Source organism: Streptomyces sp. NPDC030798, assembly GCF_055572275.1.
In genome coordinates this window covers 257,967-278,572 of sequence record NZ_JBVIDR010000010.1, presented here as the reverse complement: position 1 = coordinate 278,572, position 20,606 = coordinate 257,967, and the positions used below count along the sequence as shown (strand labels likewise).

Genomic DNA, 20,606 nt, shown 5'->3' with positions numbered 1-20,606 from the left:
TCCGGGGCCGGGCCCGGGCAGGTTCGGGGGGCCCGGGGGGCGTGAAAGGCGGGGTACCGGGGGGTAGCCGGGGGGCTGCGGGGGAACGAGGGGCTGGGGGAGGGAGCTGCGGACTGTCATGGGTGAGGTCTTCGCCGGTCGGTACGAGCTGGCCGACCCGATCGGGCGGGGCGGCGCGGGAGCCGTCTGGCGTGCCTGGGACCACCGGCGCCGGCGCTATGTGGCGGCCAAGGTGCTCCAGCAGCGCGACGCCCACTCGCTGCTGCGTTTCGTGCGGGAGCAGGCGCTGCGCATCGACCATCCCCATGTCCTGGCCCCGGCCAGCTGGGCCGCCGACGACGACAAGGTCCTGTTCACCATGGACCTGGTGGCGGGCGGCTCCCTGGTCCATCTCGTCGGGGACTACGGCCCGCTCCCGCCGGCGTTCGTGTGCACCCTGCTCGACCAGCTCCTGTCCGGCGTCGCCGCCGTGCACGCGGAGGGCGTCGTCCACCGGGACATCAAGCCCGCGAACGTGCTGCTGGAAGCCACCGGCACCGGCCGGCCGCGGCTGAGGCTGTCCGACTTCGGCATCGCCATGCGGTTCGGCGAGCCCCGTCTGACGGAGACCAACCTCGTGGTCGGCACGCCCGGTTATCTGGCGCCGGAACAGATGCTGGGGGCCGAACCCGACTACCCCGCCGACCTGTTCGCGGTGGGCCTGGTCGCCCTGTATCTGCTGGAGGGCGCCAAGCCCGACGCCAAGGCCCTGGTGCAGTACTTCGCGGAGCACGGAACTCCCGGTCCACCCAAAGGAATTCCCGACCCCCTCTGGCAGGTCGTCGCCACCCTGCTCCAGCCCGATCCGGACGCCCGCTTCCGCACGGCCACCGGTGCGCGCAAGGCGCTCGCCGCCGCCGCGGAGCTGCTGCCGGAGCCCGGTCCGGACGACGAACTGATCGAGATCTTCGACCAACTCGGGCCGCTGCCCCCCGGGTTCGGACCCGCAGGCCCGCTCAAGCGGGCTTCGGGGGTGCGGGTGACGCAGTCGGACGGGGAGGGCGCCGACGCCGGCATCGGCGGTACGGGCAGTTCCGCGCTGCCCGCGTCGGAGGAGAGCGGCTCGGCCGCCCTGCCGACCGACCCCCGCGTGGGCGGCACGGGGACGCAGTCCCCCACCCCGTCCTCGGTCTCGATGTCGGACACGGGAAGCTTCCACCTCCCGCCCCCGCAGCCGGCCCCCCGGCCCCACGCCGAGCGGCTCCCCCGGTCCCCGCGGTCCGCCGGACAGCCGCCCACTCCCAGCACGGCGCCCCCGTACCCGCCCGCGCAGTCCTCCGCCGAGCCGTACGGTGCCTGGTATCCGCCGCCGACGCCCCCGCCGGCTCCGCAGACGCCGCCGCGCGAGGACACCTCCACCGCCGCGTACACCGCCCGGGACCCGCACCTTTCGCCTGCCGCCGCGCAGCCGGCCGTACCGGCGCCCGTACGCGGGCGCCGGGCGCGGCGCGCGCCGCGCCGGCCCGGCCCCCCGGCGAAGGCGGCGATCCCGATCCTGCTCCTGGCGCTGGCCTGTTACGCCGTGGGCTTCTGGGCGCTGGCGCGCGTCTGAGCGCGCCGCGGTGCCCGCCGGGCCGCCACCGTCCACACCCCCAGCACCAGCAGCAACGCGGTCCCGGTGCCGATCCCGCCGGCCGCGAGCGCCTTCATCGCGGTGCCTCCGCCACCGGTGCTCCCGGTACCGCCGGTGCTCGCGCCCGCGGTGCCGCCGGTCGCCGCGGGCAGCCGGTCCTGCGCGCTGAGCGTGAAGGCGTCCGCCGGCACGGGCTGCCCGGCGTAGCCGGGGCCGCCGTGCGCCTGCCCGTCGACGCGCAGCCGGAGCGTCACGTCGAACGGCCCCTGGCCGAAGGTGCCGGACACCCGCTCGCTGAGGTGCACGACGAGGTAGTAGTCCCCGGCGAAGCGCATCGCGCTCTCCCCGCTGAGAACGGCGTACCGGTTGGCGTACTCCACGGGCGGCAGCGGGGCGAGGGCGGTGGACTTCCGCGTGCCGGTGTAGCCGAGTCCGGCGTCGTCGACGTAGCCGCGGACGGGGTTGTAGAGGGCCAGGTTCAGTGCGCCGCCGACGTAGCCGTGGCCGCTGGTGGAGCCGCCCAGTTCGGCGACGGCCTGCAGCCTGCGGCCCCAGTCGAGCGGCACCTTGTAGAAGACGGTGCGGCCGGGCCGCAGCCCGGTCCGCCAGACGCCCTGGCCCAGCGTGCGGGCCGTGGTGAAGCCGGCTCCGCCGGGCCGGGCGTGGGGATCACCGGCGAGCGGCTCGGGGGAGGCGGAGTCCCGGGTGCGGGGCGCGGTGGTGGGCCCGGCCTTGGCCAGGCGGGGTTCCGCGACGGGCTTGATCTCCAGGCTCCAGGACTGCCCCGAGCCCGGCGTACCGGAGCCTCCCGGCGCTCCGGACTCCACGCGTTCGACCAGGACGTAGTACGTCCCGGACCCCGGGCACTGGGTCCCGCCTGCCTCGCGCTCCCCCAGGGCCGTGACCGGGCGTGGGCTCAGTCCGGCGCCGAAGCGGGCGGAGGCGAAGGAGCACGGGCTGCCGTGGGCGTCCCGGACGGAGACCTTGATGCCGTCGGTGGCGGTGACGGTGGCGTCGGCGGGGGGTACGGCGGTGACGGGGACGTAGGCCGTCGTCGTGGTGCCCAGGTCGAGGCGGTAGTAGAGCTTGCCGTTGCGGGGGAGTGCGCTGCGGTAGGTCCGGCCCGGTTCCAGCCGGGGCGCGCCGGTGACGCCGGTCGCGCCGGTGACCGTTCGGGCGTCCGGCGCGAAGTCGTACGTCCCCGGCTCGGCGCCCGCAGCGTTCCCGCCCGGCAGCGCGGCCACGGCACAGAGCACGGCGGCGACGGCCAGGACCCGCCGCGCTCCGGTGCCGGGCGGCCGGCCGTCCCGTCGCCACCAGGTCCCCGCCGTACGGACCCGCCCCCGCACGAGCCACCACCCCCTGCCGCTCCGCTGAGCACCCGCGCATCCGGACGTGGCTCATCCTGCCCCGCCCGGCGCTGCGCCGTCCGTGGAATCCGTACGGCCGTCCGAAACGCCGGGGCTGCGAAGGAGACCCTGCTGCAGCGACGTGTACCTCAGCCGCCGGCAACCGGCAACACGGGCCGCGCGCAAGGAACCGTACGGGCAGGCCCACCGGGCAACACAAAGCCCCGACCGCGCGGGCGGCCGGGGCTTGTCAGATTCTGGATCGGTACTCACGAACCCGTGGGCACGGAGTCAGTCGCCTCCGTCCACAGATCCTGCTCGGCGCGATCCGCCTGGATCTGGCGGTACACGAGGAGCCCGCCGATGGCGGCCAGTGCGACCAGGAGAAGCTTCTTCACCGCGCGACCTCGTCTTTCCTTGACGTAGGGGACCTCTGGCGCCCGACTATACACACCGACCGATATCGATCGGTGACCTGCGTCGGGCCCCAACTCCCGCCTCCGTCAGCGCAGTAGGCCGGGTCCCGGCCGCTGCGATCGGAGGGTGATCACACCTTAACGGCGCGTTACTTTGCTCCCCTTTCGCCCGCGCTCAGCCGGTTTTCCGGGAATTCTGACCCTCTTGCGGCCATCCGGGTGGTGTTCATCGGAACATCGACGCGCCACGGGCGTAGGTCCACCACTTCGCGACCCCCATACACATCATGAACAAAGTACGCAAATCGCCCAACCCGAAAGTGAGGGGCCATGACCGCGAACAAGGTCGTGAAGCTGTGGACCGCCATCGTCACCGCCTTCCTCGCGCTGTGCACGGCGCTCGGACTCGTCACCGCCACCACCGCGACTGCCGAGACCCGCAGCGAGAGCCCGCAGGGCAGCACGGCGCAGACCGTTCCGACGACCCCGGCGCTGAACCACTGGTCCTGGTCCTACAGCAGGGCCCTGCCCCCCACGATGAAGCAGCGGATCCGGGCCGAGGCCCACGGAAAGGCCCCCCGGTGCCGGCACCGGCCCCTCGCCGAGACGAACGAAGCGGACGCGCTGAACACGATGAAGCAGACGGAGCAGGCGGAAACGCACCCGGCGAGCCAGAGCACGGCACCGCTGGACTGCTGATACCGGCAGCACACCGAACGCAGACGTTTCGACACGACGGCGACTTGCGTACCCTTCAGTCGACACGGACACAGACCCCCGGCCGGGCTCGGCCGGGGGTTTTGCGCTGCTCAGGGCTACTACTCTCTTCCTTCGTCCGCACCCTCGCCATTCGTCGGGAAGGTGGTGAATGCCGCCGTGACCCGGCGCATCACCGTAGTCACCGCTGTTCACGCCCCCTCCGCCCGCTTCCTGCCGGACGCCTACGCGTCCCTGTCCGGGCAGCGGCTCCCGGACGGCTGGGAGTGGAACTGGGTGATCCAGGAGGACGGCACGACGGACGACGTGCGCCCCTGGGTGCCCGACGACGAACGGATCAGCTTCCGCCAGGGCCGGCCGGGCGGGCCCGGCGTGGCCCGCACCATCGCGCTGGCGCGCGCCGACGGCGCGTACGTGAAGGTGCTGGACGCCGACGACCGGCTCACGCCGGGCGCCCTCGCGCGTGACCTGGCCGCTCTGGAGGCCGACCCGGCGATCGGCTGGGCGACGTCCCGCGCCCTGGACCTGTTGCCCGACGGCTCCACGGCCGGCTTCCCCGGCGATCCCGCCGACGGCCCGGTCGAGCGCGGGGCCGTGCTGCGCTTCTGGAAGGAGAACGGGTACCGGGCCCAGGTCCATCCGGCGACGCTCGTCGTCCGCCGGGAACTGCTCACGGCCCTCGGCGGCTGGATGGCCCTGCCCGCCTCCGAGGACACGGGGCTGCTGCTGGCGCTGAACGCCGTCAGCCGCGGCTGGTTCACGGCGGAGGCCGGGCTGCTGTACCGCAAGTGGGAGGGGCAGGTGACCGGGCAGGCCTCGCACGTCGATCCGGCGGAGCGGAACGCGCGCATGGCGGTGGCGGAGGCCCGGGCGCGGGCGCTGGCGGAGTTCGGGTGGGCCTACCCGGCCGGGGAGTGAGCCGCCCTCCGGGTCGCTGTCAGCCGGTGAGAGTGATCGCCTGTGAGGGGCACTTCTCGGCCGCTTCCCGCACCTCCGGTTCGTCCCCGGCCTCTTCCCGGCCGGTGAGTACGACGCCGTAACCGTCCTCGAACACGAACACGGACGGCGCCCGGTGCGCGCACTCGGCCGAGCCGTAGCACAGAGAGCGGTCGACACCGACCTTCATACGTCCCTCCAGCCGTGGGTGACCTCCAGGACGTGCCTGCCCCGTGAACCGCCCGCCGAACCCAACCTCGGCCGCCCGCCCGGCCCCTAGCCGCCGTGACCTGGGCCGGCGGTGGAGAGCCAGTGGGCCACCCGGCGGACCGTCGGCTCGTCGAGCCGGTCGACCAGGGCCCGTACCGCCTCCGTGTCCTGCGCGGAGAGGTCGTAGAGACCCGCCTTGCTCAGGCCGGCCATGAGCACCTGGTGCCGGCGGTCGGACATGCGTTCGGCGAGCTTGGTGGGCGTCTGCGGCTGAGGGAGCGGTTCGGCGGAGGAGGGGGCGGACGGTTGCGTGGCCGTGGTGTCGAAGCGGTGCCAGGCGCCGTCCTTGGGGCCCCACAGGGCGACCGTCACGTCGCCTCCGCGCGCGCGTACCGTCTGGGCCATGTCCCCCACGGCGTACAGCACGGCGGTCCGGTCGGGGGACTCCGCGCCCACCCGCCAGGAGTCGCCGGACGGCTGGTGGAACATCGCGACCCAGCGCGGGGTGCCGGGGGGTCGCGGGCAGTCGGAACGGCTCACCATGGCACTCACTCACCCCTTCGGGACGGCCGACGGCGCGACCATAACTGACGGATCGTCAGGTTTCCAGCGCCCGAGTCTCCCCAAGGCCCCGAGCCCCGAGTCCCCGCATGGTTCTGGCCTCTTCGGGGCCGGCGTGGCACCCTGCGATGCCGTCGTGGCGGAAGGAGACCGAGGATGACCGGACTCGACGAGGCAACGGCGGGGACCGCCGCGCGGGCCGCGGCCCTGCGCACGCTCCACGCCGACCGCGCGCGCAGTGCGTACGACCGTGCCGTCGCCGCCTGTCGGCACGCCGGGGTCGGCCAGGACGCCGCCCAGGTCGTGCCGACCGGCCCCGCCGGCAGGGCCGCGGGCGCGCTACGGCTGTCGGCCGCGTCGATCGAGGCCCTGACCACCCGTGCGCCCGACCCCGCGGCCGACGCCCGCTGTGCCCGCAACGCCGCCGCGGCCGCGGCCCTGGCGGCCCAACTGGCCGCGGCCCGGGACGGCGCCACCACCCCCGACGGCGCTCCGGAGCCTTCCGCGACGGCCCTCCGCGCTGCGCTGGCCGCCTCCCGGGCCGCCGCGTCCGCCGCGGGCGGGACGGCACAGGGCCGGGACGCGTCGCTGAACGCCACGGCCGGCGAGGCGGAACGGCACGCCGTCGCCACGGCTCGTACGGCGGGGTGGATCGCCTAGCGGGTGTCCCTCGCCGGTGGCACGGACCGCTCCGTCCGGCCCCGGTCCCTCCCCTCGTGGGGACCGGTGCCGGACGGAGCGGGTGGTGTCGGCCCTCGCCCCGTCGGCGTGCGGGCGGGGGCCGAAGCATCGGCGTGCGTCCGTGGTTCCGTGGGTCCACGGGGGTCCGTGCGTGGCGCGGATGTCCGTGGGATGGCTGGGGGTCCGTGGGTCGCTGGGGAAGATTCGTGGATGTCTGCGGCGCCTTGTGTCTCCGGCGCCTTCGGCGGAAGTTGACCGAGAACGTTCGCCGTCCCGGCTCGTGGGTGCGGGTGCCGGGCCGGTGGCCAGTCCGGACGGTGCATCAGGGGTCCGCCACCGCGTCGCGATCCTGCCACGCGGGGCCTGCGGTGAGGAGGTTCCGGTCTCCGGTCCACGGCTTTACCGCAGGTCAGGCGTATAGGGTGAGTTTTCCGGTCCGGACGTCCAGACTCGGGGGGAGTAAGGGGTGGAACCTTGGGTTCCGACTCAGGGGCACGCACAGCTTTCGCCGAACGCCTCGCACTGCTGTACAAGGAGGCCGGCAATCCTCCCCTGAAGAGCGTGTCCGAGGCGGTCGTACGGCTGCAGCGGGTGGACGAGCGCGGGCGGCCCGTTCGGGTGTCCGCCCAGCGGATCAGCGACTGGCGGCGGGCCAAGAACGTGCCGGCTCAGTTCGCCGCCCTCGCGGCCGTCCTGCAGATCCTGATCCCGGAGGCGCGGCGCGCGCGGCCCGTGCCGGTGTCCGGCGGCCTGTACGACCTCGCCCAGTGGCAGCGGCTGTGGGAGCGGGCGCTGGCGGACCCGGCCGGTGACCGAGCGGCGCTGCCCGCGCAGGAGAACCGGCGGCCACCGGCCCAGGCCCCGCCCGTCGCCGGCGGGGTCTGCCCCTACCGGGGGCTGGCCCCGTACCGCCAGGAGGACGCCCGCTGGTTCTTCGGGCGGGAGCGCAGTACCGAGGTTCTCGTGGACCAGTTGCGCGCGGCCGAGAAGACGGGCGGCCTGATCATGCTGGTCGGTGCCTCCGGAGCCGGAAAATCGTCTCTGCTGAACGCCGGTCTGGTGCCCGCGCTGCGGGACGGCGCGCTCGTGGAGGGCGACGCGGAGCCGAGCCCCGTGCTGCACCTGGTGCCGGGCGCCGATCCGCTCGGCGAGCTGACCCGCCGTGTCCCCGAACTCGCCCCGCTCGCCGCCGACGCGCGCAGGGCCGAGGCGCAGGCGGCGGAGAACCCCATGGCACCGGGTTCCGACGCCCCGCACTTCGCCCGGGCGGTACGGGAAGCGGTTGCCGCCTGGGCCTCCACGGTCCGTGCCGCCGAGAGGCCGGACCGCCGTCCCGCCAAGGCGACGGACCGGCCGCACAGCTCCGCGGTCCCCGCGGCCGACGCCCCCTCCCCCGAAGAGACCCCCCGCCCCGTCCTCATCGTCGACCAGTTCGAGGAGACCTTCACCCTCTGCCCCGACGAGGCCGGCCGCCGTACCTTCGTCCAGTTCCTGCACGCGGCCTGCACCCCGCCCGAGGACGCCTCGGGGCCCGCTCCCGTCCTGGTGGTCCTCGGCATACGCGCCGACTTCTACGAGCAGTGCCTCGGCTACCCGGAGCTGGCCGACGCGCTGCAGCACCGGCACATGGTGCTCGGGCCGCTGACCACGGCGGAGCTGCGCGAGGCGGTGACCGGACCGGCCAAGGCGGTCGGGCTGGAGCTGGAGCCCGGGCTGGCGGAGCTGATCGTGCGGGAGGTGAGCGCAGACGGCCCGCGCGGGGCGCACGACGCCGGCGTCCTCCCGCTGCTCTCGCACGCCCTGCTCGCGACCTGGCAGCGCCGCAAGGCGGGCCGGCTGACCCTGGCCGGCTACCGCGCGGCGGGCGGCATCCAGGGGGCGGTGGCGGCGACCGCCGAGCGCGCCTGGTCCAGCCTCGACCCGGCCGCACGGGCGGCCGCCCGGCTGCTCCTGCTGCGGTTGGTCCGGCTGGGCGAGGACACCCAGGCCACGCGCCGCCGCGGCACGCGCCGCCAGCTGGCGCAGGAGTCGGCGGACCCCGGCAAGACGGAGGAGTCCCTGGAGGCGCTGGTGCGGGCCCGCCTGGTGACGCTCGACGCGGAGACCGTGGAGATCACCCACGAGGCGCTGCTGCACGCCGGGCCGCGGCTGCGCCACTGGATCGACGCGGACCGCGGCGACCATCTGCTGCGCCAGCGGCTGGAGGAGGACGGCCGGGCCTGGGAGGCGACGGGCCGGGACAGCTCGCTGCTCTACCGCGGCTCCCGCCTGGAGCAGGCCCGCAACTGGGCGAAGTCCGCCGGGGACACCTCCCTCACCCGCAGCGCGGTGCAGTTCCTGGCCGCCTCGGTGCGGCTGCGCCGGCGTACGGTGCTGATCAGCCGCGCCGCCGTGGCGGCGCTGGTGGCGCTCGCCGTCCTCGCGGCCGGTTCGGCGGTGGTGGCGTGGCAGCAGCGGGACGACGCCGTGTTCGAACAGGTGCTCGCCGAGGCGGACCGGGTGCAGCACTCGGACCCGTCTCTGGCCGCCCAGCTCGACCTGGTCGCGCACGACCTGCGCCCGGCCGACGAGGGGACGTACAGCAGGCTGATCTCGATCGTCAACGCCCCGCTGGCCACCCCGCTGAGCGGCCACACCGGCGCCGTCTACCTCACCTCCTTCAGCCCCGACGGCAGGACGCTGGCCACGGCGAGCTACGACCGGACCGTGCGGCTGTGGAACGTGGCCGACCGGAGCCGCCCCAGGCCGCTGGGCAAGCCCCTGACCGGCCACACCAGTTGGGTGAGCAGCGCCGTCTTCAGCCCCGACGGGCGCACTCTGGCCAGCGCCGGCGACGACGGCACCGTCCGGCTCTGGGACGTGCACGACCCGGCGCGTCCCGCCGCGCTGGGCAAGCCCCTGACCGGTCACAGGGGCACGATCTACCTGGTCGCCTTCAGCCCCGATGGCCACACGCTCGCCAGCGCCGGCGAGGACCGCACCGTACGCCTGTGGGACGTGTCCGACCCGCGCCGGCCGAGGCCGCTCGGCGCGCTGGAGGGACACAGCGCCGCGGTGCGCAGCGTCGCGTTCAGCCCGGACGGGCGCACCCTCGCGGCGGGCGGCGACGACGACACGATCCTGCTGTGGAACACGTCCGACCCCCGCCGCCCCCGACGGATCCCCGGGGCGCTGACCGGCCATACGGACATCGTGCACTCGGTGGCGTTCTCCCCCGACGGCCGCACGCTGGCCGGCGGCAGCGCGGACGACACCATCCGGCTGTGGAACGTCGCGGACCCGGCCCACGCCACCCCGATCGGTGCGCCGCTCACCGGGCACACCGGTCCCATCTGGTCGGTGGCGTTCAGCCCCGACGGGCGCCGGCTCGCGGCCGCCAGCGCGGACAGCACGGCGAGTCTGTGGAACGTGACCGATCCGGCGTCCCCGTCGCAGGTCGGCGAGCCGCTCGCGGGCAGCAGCGGCGAGATGTACGCCCTGGGCTTCAGCCCCGACGGCCACACCCTCGCCACCGGCAGCGGCGACAGCCTGGTCCGCCTGTGGTCCGTACCGACCTCGGACATGACCGGCCGGGACGGGGCCTTCCGCCCGGACGGCAAGGTGCTGGCGACGGCCGCGCGCGACGGCAGGATCCGGCTGTGGAACGTGACCGCCCCGGGCCGGCCGGTGGCCCTCGGCGCGCCGTTCATGCGCGCGGACGGCGGCCACCGCTCGATGATGTTCTCGCCGGACGGCCGCACGCTCGCCGTGCTGAACGGGATGGGGACGCTGTACCTGTGGAACGTCACCGACCCGGCACACCCGGTGCGCAGCGGGCCGCTGCACGCCCTGCGCACCCGTTTCGCGGGCCCGCGCACGGTGGCGTACAGCCCGGACGGCCGCACCCTGGCCACCGCCTACGACGACCGCACCATCCGGCTGTGGAACGTCACCGACCCCGCCCGGGCCGTCCCGCTCGGCAAGCCGCTCACCGGCCATCGGGGCTATGTCAACGCCCTCGCCTTCAGCCCGGACGGCCGCACCCTGGCCAGCGGCAGCGCGGATCTGGCCATCCGGCTGTGGGACGTCACCGATCCCGCCCACGTCAGCCCGCTCGGACGGCCGCTCACGGCGCACTCCGGCCCCGTCAACGCGCTCGCCTACAGCCCCGACGGCCGCACCCTGGCCAGCGGCAGCGACGACGACACCGTACGGCTGTGGAACGTCACCGATCCGCGCGCCGCGAGAGCGCTGGGCTCCCCGCTCACCGGGCACACCGAGGCCGTCACCTCGCTGACGTTCGGCGAGTCCGGCCATGTCCTGGCCAGCGGCGGCAACGACAACACGGTGCGCCTGTGGAACGTGAGCGACCCGGCCGCGGCGGGCCCCATCGGCCAGTCGATGAGCCCGTACGCCAGGACCGGCAACTTCCTGTCGTTCAGCCCCAACAGCCACGTCCTCGGGGTGTCGAGCGGCGCGGACACGGTGCGGCTGTGGCGTCTGGACGCCAACGCGGCGATCCAGCACATCTGTTCGCTCACCCGGGGGGTCCTGACCCACCAACGGTGGCACGAATACCTGCCCCGGCTGTCCTACGACCCGCCGTGCCCCCGCTGACCGAACAAGATCGGCCAACTCCCCCACCCAACAAGCCGGTTGCCTCCCACAACCACTCCAACCTTGTTACCCTTGGCCATAGCCCGATCGCTGGTGCATCCCCCGTCGCCAGCGGTCGGGTTTTCGCGTGCCGCACGGCGACGTGCGCCCGCCTCCGCCGCCGGCCGACCGGGGACATCGGGGCAGGGGTCGCACGGTCGCCGTCACGGCCCCGCGGGCAGAGGATGGACGTGACGAAGCCGGCACCTGACTCGGCACCACGCCGAGACGCGGCAGTCGGAAGGAGGCACGACCCCATGCCCCAGTTCATGGACGTCCACCACGGCATGAAGGGCGTCACGGCCGACCAGCTGCTGGAAGCCCACCAGGCCGACCTGGCCATCGAGAAAGAGGAAAGGGTCCACTTCGAGAGGGCCTGGGCGGACCCGGAGTCCGGAACCGTCTACTGCCTCTCCGAGGCACCCTCGGCCGAGGCGGTCCAGCGCATTCACGAACGTGCCGGCCACCGCGCCGACGAGATCCACCCGGTCCCCCTGACCGTGTGAAGGCGAGGGCCCCACGTGGTGTCCACAGGCATGCCAAAACCCCCGGCCCAACTGGACCGGGGGTCTTCTCGCTGGTGGGGCTAACAGGATTTGAACCTGTGGCCTCATCCTTATCGGTCGATCACGGGGGCCTGTCGACGCCGACCACCCGGGCCTGCGTCTCGGTCGATCGTCCACTGAGGTCCGACGCCGACCGCTGCTGTTCGCGCTTGTTGGTGTCAGCCACTGGTGTCAGCCGCCACGCGCGGTCTTGACAGGCGTGGCTCTTCTCGTCGGCCCGGAGCACCGGTGTGGAAGATCCTAGTCGGGTAGCAAACTGAAGCCGAGCAACACAGCGGCCTCGACGCGCACCGCCCCAGGAGCGAAGACGCCGTCGGATTCGGGATCGCCTCCAATGCGACTCCCATGACTGCGTAGCCCGACCGATTCCGGGTCAACGTCCTGAATATGTACTACAGGACCAAGCCGCACACCGCAGGCATCCGCGTAGACCTCAGCCTTGCGTCGTGCGGCCCCGACTGCCCTGCGGCGGGCCTCGTCCCGGAGCGCAGGCTTGTCAAGCACGTCGAAGTGCACCTCGTCGACGCGGTTGGCGCCGGCCCGGACGGCGTCCTCTATCAGAAGTTCGAGCCGATCAAGGGCTTCGGTCTGCACGGTGTACGTCGCCTCGCAGCGATAGCCGAGGAACGTCCGGTCCGCGCCGTAGCCCTTGAATTCCGACTGGAGGGCGAGGCGTGATCCGGATACGTCGGAGTCGGGTATTCCATGCTCTCGCAGCACAGTCCGCAGCCTGACAACTGCTGCTCCAGCCTGTTCAAAGGCTTCTTCGGGTGTCGGTGCCACGAGGTCAACCGCAAGCTTTGCCTGGGCGAGCCGGGGCTCCGCCGATACGTTCCCTGCCCCGAGCACGCTGAGCCCCCAGGGCTCCTTGATCTCTGCCATTCGAGGATCGAATCAGTAACGTCCTACCGCCGCAACAGGCTTGAAATCTGCCGGCTCAGCCTTCCCAGATTCGAATCCTGGCGCCGCCACGCAAGTGGGATTCCGCCCCTGACCAGCGACTTTGGTCAGGGGCCGATCTCGTTTCTGCTCACTTCTCTGCCCCCTAACTCCCCGTGGTTCCCCGCGCGTTCTGGCACGCTCGTGGCACGTCCGTGACCTTGATCACCGGTCGGGCGAGTCTCACTGGGCGAGTCAAAAGCCGCGGGTGCGACGAGTAGTCGAAAAGTGAAGGGCCGGGTCTCTGACCTGCGGCCGTGCAATCGATCAACGCTGCGACCTGCGACATAGCCGTCGCTGTTTGTCAGCGTTGGTCGTCGTTGAGCGCCCCCGCACGGCCCAGAGACGGCCCGGGCGGGGGTGTCGCGGTGCGCCCCTCAATGCGAACTACGAGTGGGGCGGTCGCTGAGGTCTGCTCGGCAGCTCGGCCGGTCATCTTGGGGCAAAGTCGCTCGACTACGGTCGTTCGGCGGGATGGCGTCGTGAATCGTGCGCAAGACAGCACGTATCTCTTCTCGCGTGAAGCCGCTACGTAGCTCTAGCTCGCGGTCGGACAAGTTGTAGCCGTTGCACAGCTCGTTCAGTGCGTTGTTGATGATGACGGCTTCATCGCGGGTGAGCCGTACGGCTAGATGCTCGGGTGACGTGTCGATGATCTCCACTGGCTCATCATGCCGCTCTGAGGTCGCCATTGCGGCGCAGCAGATGCATTCGCGGTCGGCGTAGCGACTTTTGCCGGGAGTTTCAATGACCTAGTCAAGCGCCGCCGCGCTCGGATCCTGGAGCACTAGTTTGGAAGATCGCGTACGCGGATGGGCGCTGACCTGGCAAAGCTGTGACCTGGGGATTTCCTGCGCCTTTGCCGACGTTCCCCCTTGCTCCCCGCTGCGCGCCATCTGACCGGGCACGCGGAGGACACGCGCATCCTCCTTCACCTCTGCGCCTTGAGGGGTTGGATGATGTCGCTACCGGGGGGTGAGCCTCACTTGAACACCGCCGATGGTCGAAGCCCAGGCTTGACCGCTCTCCAGTGCTTGCGCGCCCTCGTTCAGTATTTGGATCTTCATGGCATCGGCCGATGTCTTCAGCTCCCGCCACGGCCGATCGGAGTCGAAGGCCCGTCGTGATCGTGCCACTGAGATGTCCAGTGCTCGGATAGCAGAATTGACGTCAGCTGCTTCCGTACGCCGTCGACCCACACACCGTGGAGCAGGCGTGGTTCCTGGCGTCCAGGTGGAGCGCGCCACTGTACGAACGACCTGAACGCCAGGGGCCGGTCTGCTCGGCTCTGCCTGGGCCGATGGTGTGCGGGATGGGAGCCCCCAGCATCCGCCACGATGGATCCGCGGTCGGCGACGGCGCCCCCTCCATCCCGGTGCCGGCCGATCCCCCGCCGGAGGCACTGTTCTGACCGTGGCCGCGCTATGCGGTGGTCGACTCATGGCCACCGGCCCTCTCCACCAGTGAGCGCGCGTCGGCGCAGCGCGGGCGGAGCGGGCCGGAGGCAGGAGCGTCGCCCGCAGCGGAGCCGGGAAGCGCGCCCGGCGGAGCGGAGCGCAGCCGGGGCTTGATGAGGTAGAGAAACCTGTAACAACCCAGGTCACGCGTCGAAGTCGTACTCCAGGATGTACGAGGCGGCGTCGAGCGTCATCTCGTTGATCTCGACGGGGCGGCCTTCGTCCGCAAACGCGGTGCGGCAGATGAGGATGACCGGCGTGCGCGAGGACATGCTCAACTGCGCCGCCTCATCCTTCGACGGCATGCGTGAGCGGATCTCCTCGCGGAAGTGCACAGGCTTGTAGCCGAGCTCGGCAAGCCTGGCGTACGTCCCGCCTGGCCTCGTGTCCTCCTGAGTGATAGCGGACCCCGCAACCACTGACGTGGGCAGATAGCTCGTGGTGGGCGAGAGTGAGCGGGAGGCGGTCGGCCTGCTCGCCGAGCTTCTGGAAGATCCACTCATCGGCTGATGTCAGCCATGGATGTCAAAGACCCCCAGCCGGTGCCGACTGGGGGTCTTCTCGCTGGTGGGGCTAACAGGATTTGAACCTGTGGCCTCATCCTTATCAGGGATGCGCTCTAACCAACTGAGCTATAGCCCCGCCGCGCTCTGCGGTGTGTCCCGCGCGCTGACTCCTGAAGATTAGCGCACGAAGGCAGGAGTCCCAAAATCGGTTGTCGGGGCACCGTCAGCAGAGCCCGCAGGTGGGATCACTCGTCCTCGGCCAGCGTCAGCTCCACGCCGCCCACGAAGCCGGCGGAGAGGTTGTAGATGAACGCGCCGAGAGTCGCCAGGGCCGTGGCCAGGACAACATCGATGACGGCGATGATCGTCGCGAACGTCAGGACGTGCGGCAGCGACAGGAAGGCCTGCAGGTCGAAGCCGTTCGCCTCGTTGGAGCCGGTCGCCTCCGAGATCGTGCCGCCCACCGTCGAGAACACGCCCATGGCGTCCATGACCATCCACAGCACCGCCGAGGCGACGATCGTGCAGATGCCGAGCGCGATGGAGAGCAGGAAGCTGACCTTCATCACCGACCACGGGTCGGCCTTGGCGACCCGCAGCCGCGCCTTGCGGATGCGCGGCGCCGTGCGCGCGCCGGTGCGCGGGCGGCGTACGGCGCCGGCCGGGGCCTGCGCCGGGTACGCCTGCGGCGGTTGGTAGGGCCCGGAGGGCTGCTCGGTGCGCCGCTCCCCGGGCAGCGGGGACGCCGACTGCGCCTCGGCCGGCCCGGTGGTGCGCTGGGGCTGCGAGCCTCGGGTGTCCGTCACGGTTCCCCCCTGGGATCCCTTGGCGCCGGCCGGGGGCGCGCCCTTCTTTGCCGCCTTCACGGCCCTGAGCTGCGTCGTGTGCGGATCCGCCGCCGCACCGGATCCGTGCGCGGCGGAGCCACGGCCGCCGCCGTCCGTCTCCGTACCCGTGGAGGGACCGGCCGATCCGGCGCCCGTGGCTCCGCTCACGATGACTCACTCCTCGTGCTACTCGGCCGAGGGCGCCTCACCCTCGTCCGTGCCGGTGGTCGCGACACCCTCGGCGGTCTCGGTCACGGCCTCTTCGCCGTCGACCTCCTCCGCCTCGCGTCCCGCCTCGGCGTTACGTGCGATACCGACCACGGCATCGCGCTTGCCCAGGTTGATCAGTTGGACGCCCATGGTGTCACGGCCCGTCTCCCTGACCTCGTTGACTCGCGTGCGAATCACACCGCCGGACAGGGTGATGGCCAGGATCTCGTCCGTCTCCTCGACCACCAGCGCGCCGACGAGCGAGCCGCGGTCCTCCACGATCTTGGCGGCCTTGATGCCGAGGCCGCCGCGACCCTGGACGCGGTACTCGTCGACGGCGGTCCGCTTCGCGTACCCACCGTCCGTCGCAGTGAACACGAACGTACCGGTTCGAACAACATTCATCGAGAGAAGCTCGTCGCCCTCGCGGAAACTCATGCCCTTCACACCGGAGGTGGCACGGCCCATCGGGCGCAGGGTGTCGTCCGAGGCGGTGAACCTGATCGACTGCGCCTTCCTGCTGATCAGAAGCAGATCGTCCTCGGCCGAGACGAGTTCGGCGCCGATCAGCTCGTCGTCGGAGCCGTCCTCCCGCTCGCGCAGGTTGATCGCGATCACACCGCCGGAGCGGGGCGAATCGTAATCCTTCAGTGGCGTCTTCTTGACCAGGCCCGACTTGGTGGCGAGCACCAGGTACGGCGCCGCCTCGTAGTCACGGATCGCGAGGATCTCGGCGATCGCCTCGTCCGGCTGGAAGGCGAGGAGATTCGCCACGTGCTGCCCGCGCGCGTCGCGGCCGGCCTCCGGCAGCTCGTACGCCTTCGCCCGGTACACCCGGCCCTTGTTCGTGAAGAACAGCAGCCAGTGGTGCGTCGTGGAGACGAAGAAGTGGTCGACGATGTCGTCTTCCTTCAGCTTCGTGCCCCGCACGCCCTTGCCGCCGCGCTTCTGCGCCCGGTAGTCGTCCGTCTTGGTCCGCTTGACGTAGCCGCCGCGGGTGACGGTGACGACGATGTCCTCCTCGGCGATCAGGTCCTCGATGGACATGTCGCCCTCGTACGGGATCAGCTTGGTCTGGCGGTCGTCGCCGTACTTCTCGACGATCGCGGCCAGCTCCTCGCTGACGATCCCGCGCTGGCGGACCGGCGAGGCGAGGATCTCGTTGTACTCGTTGATCTTCGCCTGCAGCTCGTCGTGCTCCTGGACGATCTTCTGCCGTTCCAGGGCGGCCAGGCGGCGCAGCTGCATCTCGAGGATCGCGTTGGCCTGGATCTCGTCGATCTCCAGCAGCTCCATCAGGCCGCCGCGCGCGACCTCGACGGTCTCACTGCGCCGGATCAGCGCGATGACCTCGTCGATCGCGTCCAGCGCCTTCAGCAGACCGCGCAGGATGTGCGCGCGCTCCTCGGCCTTGCGCAGCCGGAAGCGGGTCCGGCGCACGACGACCTCGATCTGGTGCGTCACCCAGTGCCGGATGAACGCGTCCAGGGACAGCGTGCGGGGCACGCCGTCGACCAGCGCCAGCATGTTCGCGCCGAAGTTCGTCTGCAGGTCGGTGTGCTTGTACAGGTTGTTCAGCACGACCTTGGCGACCGCGTCCCGCTTCAGCACGATCACCAGGCGCTGGCCGGTGCGGGACGACGTCTCGTCGCGGACGTCCGCGATGCCGCCGATCTTGCCGTCCTTCACCAGGTCGGCGATCTTCTGCGCCAGGTTGTCCGGGTTCACCTGGTACGGCAGCTCGGTGACGACCAGGCACTGGCGGCCCTGGATCTCCTCGACCTCCACCACCGCGCGCATCGTGATGGAGCCGCGCCCGGTGCGGTAGGCCTCCTCGATGCCCTTGCGGCCCACCACGAGGGCGCCGGTCGGGAAGTCGGGGCCCTTGATGCGCTCCATGAGCGCGTCCAGCAGCTCCTCGTGCGAGACCTCGGGGTTCTCCAGGTACCACTGGGCACCGGCCGCGACCTCGCGCAGGTTGTGCGGCGGGATGTTGGTCGCCATACCGACCGCGATACCGGCCGAGCCGTTGATCAGCAGGTTCGGGAACCGGGCCGGCAGGACGGTCGGTTCCTGGGAGCGGCCGTCGTAGTTGTCCGTGAAGTCGACGGTCTCCTCGTCGATGTCGCGGACCATCTCCATCGACAGCGGCGCCATCTTGCACTCGGTGTAGCGCATCGCCGCCGCCGGGTCGTTGCCCGGGGAGCCGAAGTTGCCGTTGGAGTCGACCAGCGGCATCCGCATCGACCACGGCTGCGCGAGGCGCACCAGCGCGTCGTAGATGGAGGAGTCGCCGTGCGGGTGGTAGTTGCCCATGACGTCGCCGACGACACGGGCGCACTTGTAGAAGCCGCGCTCGGGGCGGTAGCCGCCGTCGTACATCGCGTACAGCACACGGCGGTGGACGGGCTTGAGGCCGTCACGGACGTCGGGCAGCGCGCGGGACACGATGACGGACATCGCGTAGTCCAGGTACGAGCGCTGCATCTCCGTCTCGAGCCCGACGGGCTCGACACGCAGGGAGATGTCGCCGCCCTCGTTCTCAGGTGTCGCGGGAGTGTTCTCGTCGGCCATTGCTGGTGAAGATCCTTCCTGGTGCGGTCAGCTGAGACCGACTCAGATGTCGAGGAAGCGGACGTCCTTGGCGTTGCGCTGGATGAACTGACGCCTGGCCTCGACGTCCTCGCCCATCAGGACCGAGAACAGGTCGTCGGCCTGGGCGGCGTCGTCGAGGGTGACCTGGCCGAGGACCCGGTGCTCCTGGTCCATCGTGGTCACGCGCAGCTCCTCGGCGTTCATCTCGCCGAGGCCCTTGAAGCGCTGGATGGAGTCCTCGCGGACGCGCTTGCCGCGCTGGCGGCCCATCTCGATCAGGGCGTCGCGCTCGCGGTCGGAGTAGGCGTACTCGATGTCGTCACGGCCCCACTTGATCTTGTACAGCGGGGGACGGGACAGATACACGTGCCCGGCCTCGACCAGCGGCCGCATGAAGCGGAACAGGAAGGTCAGCAGCAGGGTGCTGATGTGCTGGCCGTCGACGTCGGCGTCCGCCATCAGGATGATCTTGTGATAGCGCAGCTTCTCGATGTCGAAGTCCTCGTGCACACCCGTGCCGAAGGCCGAGATCAGCGCCTGGATCTCCTGGTTCTGCAGGATCTTGTCGATCCTGGCCTTCTCCACGTTGAGGATCTTGCCGCGGATCGGGAGGATCGCCTGGTACTGCGGGTTGCGGCCGGACTTGGCCGAGCCGCCGGCGGAGTCACCCTCGACGATGAAGATCTCGCACTTGGTGGGGTCGTTCGACTGGCAGTCGGACAGCTTGCCCGGCAGGGACGCCGACTCCAGCAGGCCCTTGCGGCGGGTCAGGTCACGGGCCTTGCGGGCCGCCACGCGCGCGGTGGCCGCCTGGATGCCCTTGCGGATGATGTCCGCGGCCTCCACCGGGTTGCGGTCCAGCCAGTCGTTGAGGTGCTCGTAGACCGCCTTCTGCACGAAGGTCTTGGCCTCCGTGTTGCCCAGCTTGGTCTTCGTCTGGCCCTCGAACTGCGGCTCGCTCAGCTTGACCGAGATGATCGCGGTCAGGCCCTCGCGGATGTCGTCACCGGTGAGGTTGTCGTCCTTCTCGCGCAGCAGCTTCTTGTCGCGCGCGTACTTGTTGATCAGGCTCGTGAGGGCCGCGCGGAAGCCCTCCTCGTGCGTACCGCCCTCGTGCGTGTGGATGATGTTCGCGAAGGAGTACACGCCCTCGGTGTACCCGCTGTTCCACTGCATCGCGACCTCGAGGGACAGGCTCTTGTCCTTGTCCTCGGCCTCCAGGTCGATGACCGTGGGGTGCACCACGTCGCCCTTGCGGGAGTTGAGGTACTTCACGAAGTCGACGATGCCGCCCTCGTAGTGGTACGTGACGGTCTTGACCTCGGCCTTCTCGTCGGCCCCGGCCTCGTCCGCCCCGGTGACCGCCTTGGCCGACTCGCGCTCGTCGGTGAGCTTGATCGTCAGGCCCTTGTTGAGGAACGCCATTTCCTGGAAACGCCGCGACAGCGTCTCGAAGGAGTACTCGGTGGTCTCGAAGATCTCCGGGTCGGCCCAGAAGGTGACCGCCGTGCCGGTCTCCTCGGTCGCCTCGTGCTTGGCCAGCGGCGCCGTCGGGACGCCCATCTTGTAGTCCTGCGTCCACCGGTGGCCGTCGGTCCTGACCTCGACGGCGACCTTGCTGGACAGCGCGTTGACGACGGACACGCCCACGCCGTGCAGACCGCCGGAGACGGCGTAACCGCCGCCGCCGAACTTGCCGCCCGCGTGCAGGACGGTGAGCACGACCTCGACGGCCGGCTTGCCCTCGGAGGGCACGATGCCCACCGGGATGCCACGGCCGTTGTCGACGACACGGACCCCGCCGTCGGCGAGGATCGTCACGTCGATCGTGTCCGCGTATCCGGCCAGGGCCTCGTCGACGGAGTTGTCCACCACCTCGTACACGAGGTGGTGCAGACCGCGCTCACCGGTGGAACCGATGTACATACCGGGTCGCTTGCGGACCGCGTCCAGCCCTTCGAGCACGGTGATGGCGCTGGCGTCGTACGAGGCGGAGGCCGCAGCGGTTTCTGCGGCCTCGCCGGTGACGCCGGCGTCGGTGGACGGGATGTTCTCGTTGGGGTTGCCGGAATCGGCCACGAAGCGCCCTTTCTGGCACAGCACGAGCCAAGCTCGTCGGCGGTTTGCCGGAGCGGCTGCGGCATGTTGCGTTGGTCAGCCTTGATCAGCGTTGCTCAGCTTTTCCCGGGCGGTCCCCACGTTGGGGCGGGATTGGCTTCCAGTCTACCGGTAGCGCCGACAGTGATGGGGGTTTGCCGGTACCTGAGTCCCCATGTGCCGCCCTCAACCGGCCTCGATCGGGTCCCGATATACGGAAGGGGGCTCCAAGGGGCTCACAGCGGCACTCAGCGCTTCCGGCCGTCAACCCTTGGCTACTGGGCGGTCAGAT

The 20,606-nt window shown here is 71.3% G+C and carries 15 protein-coding genes, 1 tRNA gene and 1 pseudogene; 6 read left to right on the top strand and 11 right to left on the bottom strand.

Annotated features, from left to right (window positions below; genetic code table 11):
* Positions 1–118 precede the first annotated feature (118 nt).
* Positions 119–1,591 carry a serine/threonine-protein kinase gene (locus ACZ404_RS24025; RefSeq protein WP_468443089.1) on the top strand — a complete coding sequence of 491 codons (1,473 nt, stop codon included), beginning with the start codon at positions 119–121 and terminating at the stop codon, positions 1,589–1,591.
* Here the strand turns inward: ACZ404_RS24025 and ACZ404_RS24020 are convergent.
* Together ACZ404_RS24020 and ACZ404_RS24015 are read right to left on the bottom strand one after the other, a co-directional pair.
* A complete protein-coding gene (locus ACZ404_RS24020) occupies positions 1,555–2,961 on the bottom strand; it encodes a hypothetical protein (RefSeq protein WP_468443087.1) in 1,407 nt (468 codons plus the stop codon). The genes ACZ404_RS24025 and ACZ404_RS24020 overlap by 37 nt on opposite strands.
* A gap of 269 nt (positions 2,962–3,230) precedes the next feature.
* Positions 3,231–3,359, bottom strand: coding sequence for a DLW-39 family protein (locus ACZ404_RS24015; protein WP_003999697.1), 129 nt, complete (start codon positions 3,357–3,359; stop codon positions 3,231–3,233).
* 348 nt (positions 3,360–3,707) lie between these two features.
* Here ACZ404_RS24015 and ACZ404_RS24010 point away from each other — a divergent pair, with 348 nt between their 5' ends.
* Both ACZ404_RS24010 and ACZ404_RS24005 read left to right on the top strand, forming a co-directional pair.
* The gene (locus ACZ404_RS24010; protein ID WP_468443085.1) at positions 3,708–4,076 is read left to right on the top strand and encodes a DUF6344 domain-containing protein; all 369 of its coding nucleotides are present in this window, start codon (positions 3,708–3,710) and stop codon (positions 4,074–4,076) included.
* 177 nt (positions 4,077–4,253) lie between these two features.
* Positions 4,254–5,012 (top strand): glycosyltransferase family 2 protein, encoded by a 759-nt coding sequence (locus tag ACZ404_RS24005; protein ID WP_468443083.1) that lies wholly within the window; start codon positions 4,254–4,256, stop codon positions 5,010–5,012.
* A gap of 19 nt (positions 5,013–5,031) precedes the next feature.
* Here the strand turns inward: ACZ404_RS24005 and ACZ404_RS24000 are convergent, their stop codons facing one another.
* The gene (locus ACZ404_RS24000; protein ID WP_468443081.1) at positions 5,032–5,220 is read right to left on the bottom strand and encodes a ferredoxin; all 189 of its coding nucleotides are present in this window, start codon (positions 5,218–5,220) and stop codon (positions 5,032–5,034) included.
* 86 nt (positions 5,221–5,306) lie between these two features.
* Positions 5,307–5,783 carry a hypothetical protein gene (locus tag ACZ404_RS23995; RefSeq protein ID WP_468443079.1) on the bottom strand — a complete coding sequence of 159 codons (477 nt, stop codon included), beginning with the start codon at positions 5,781–5,783 and terminating at the stop codon, positions 5,307–5,309.
* A gap of 174 nt (positions 5,784–5,957) precedes the next feature.
* Here ACZ404_RS23995 and ACZ404_RS23990 point away from each other — a divergent pair, with 174 nt between their 5' ends.
* The 3 genes from ACZ404_RS23990 (at position 5,958) to ACZ404_RS23980 (ending at position 11,623) form a co-directional block, all read left to right on the top strand.
* Positions 5,958–6,461 carry a hypothetical protein gene (locus ACZ404_RS23990; protein ID WP_468443077.1) on the top strand — a complete coding sequence of 168 codons (504 nt, stop codon included), beginning with the start codon at positions 5,958–5,960 and terminating at the stop codon, positions 6,459–6,461.
* 495 nt (positions 6,462–6,956) lie between these two features.
* On the top strand, positions 6,957–11,078 hold the full coding sequence (locus ACZ404_RS23985) for an nSTAND1 domain-containing NTPase (protein ID WP_468443075.1): 4,122 nt from the start codon (positions 6,957–6,959) through the stop codon (positions 11,076–11,078).
* Positions 11,079–11,374: 296 nt separating this feature from the next.
* Positions 11,375–11,623 carry an SCO4226 family nickel-binding protein gene (locus tag ACZ404_RS23980; RefSeq protein ID WP_468443073.1) on the top strand — a complete coding sequence of 83 codons (249 nt, stop codon included), beginning with the start codon at positions 11,375–11,377 and terminating at the stop codon, positions 11,621–11,623.
* A gap of 300 nt (positions 11,624–11,923) precedes the next feature.
* Here ACZ404_RS23980 and ACZ404_RS23975 read toward each other — a convergent pair whose 3' ends face one another.
* The 7 genes and pseudogenes from ACZ404_RS23975 to gyrB form a co-directional block, all read right to left on the bottom strand.
* Positions 11,924–12,565, bottom strand: a complete 642-nt coding sequence (locus ACZ404_RS23975; RefSeq protein WP_468443071.1) for an SIMPL domain-containing protein — start codon at positions 12,563–12,565, stop codon at positions 11,924–11,926.
* Positions 12,566–12,999: 434 nt separating this feature from the next.
* A complete protein-coding gene (locus tag ACZ404_RS23970) occupies positions 13,000–13,284 on the bottom strand; it encodes a hypothetical protein (RefSeq protein ID WP_468443069.1) in 285 nt (94 codons plus the stop codon).
* Positions 13,285–14,222: 938 nt separating this feature from the next.
* Positions 14,223–14,519, bottom strand: a pseudogene (locus tag ACZ404_RS23965) (UTRA domain-containing protein); the annotation flags it as partial.
* A 125-nt stretch (positions 14,520–14,644) separates the two neighbouring features.
* Positions 14,645–14,721: transfer RNA gene (locus ACZ404_RS23960), tRNA-Ile, on the bottom strand.
* Between the two features lie 109 nt (positions 14,722–14,830).
* Positions 14,831–15,580: a DUF3566 domain-containing protein gene (locus tag ACZ404_RS23955; RefSeq protein WP_468443067.1), complete on the bottom strand. Its 750-nt coding sequence runs from the start codon at positions 15,578–15,580 to the stop codon at positions 14,831–14,833.
* A gap of 18 nt (positions 15,581–15,598) precedes the next feature.
* On the bottom strand, positions 15,599–18,196 hold the full coding sequence (gene gyrA / locus ACZ404_RS23950; RefSeq protein ID WP_468443065.1) for a DNA gyrase subunit A: 2,598 nt from the start codon (positions 18,194–18,196) through the stop codon (positions 15,599–15,601).
* Between the two features lie 42 nt (positions 18,197–18,238).
* Positions 18,239–20,320, bottom strand: a complete 2,082-nt coding sequence (gene gyrB / locus ACZ404_RS23945) for a DNA topoisomerase (ATP-hydrolyzing) subunit B (RefSeq protein ID WP_468443063.1) — start codon at positions 20,318–20,320, stop codon at positions 18,239–18,241.
* Between the last annotated feature and the right edge of the window lie 286 nt (positions 20,321–20,606).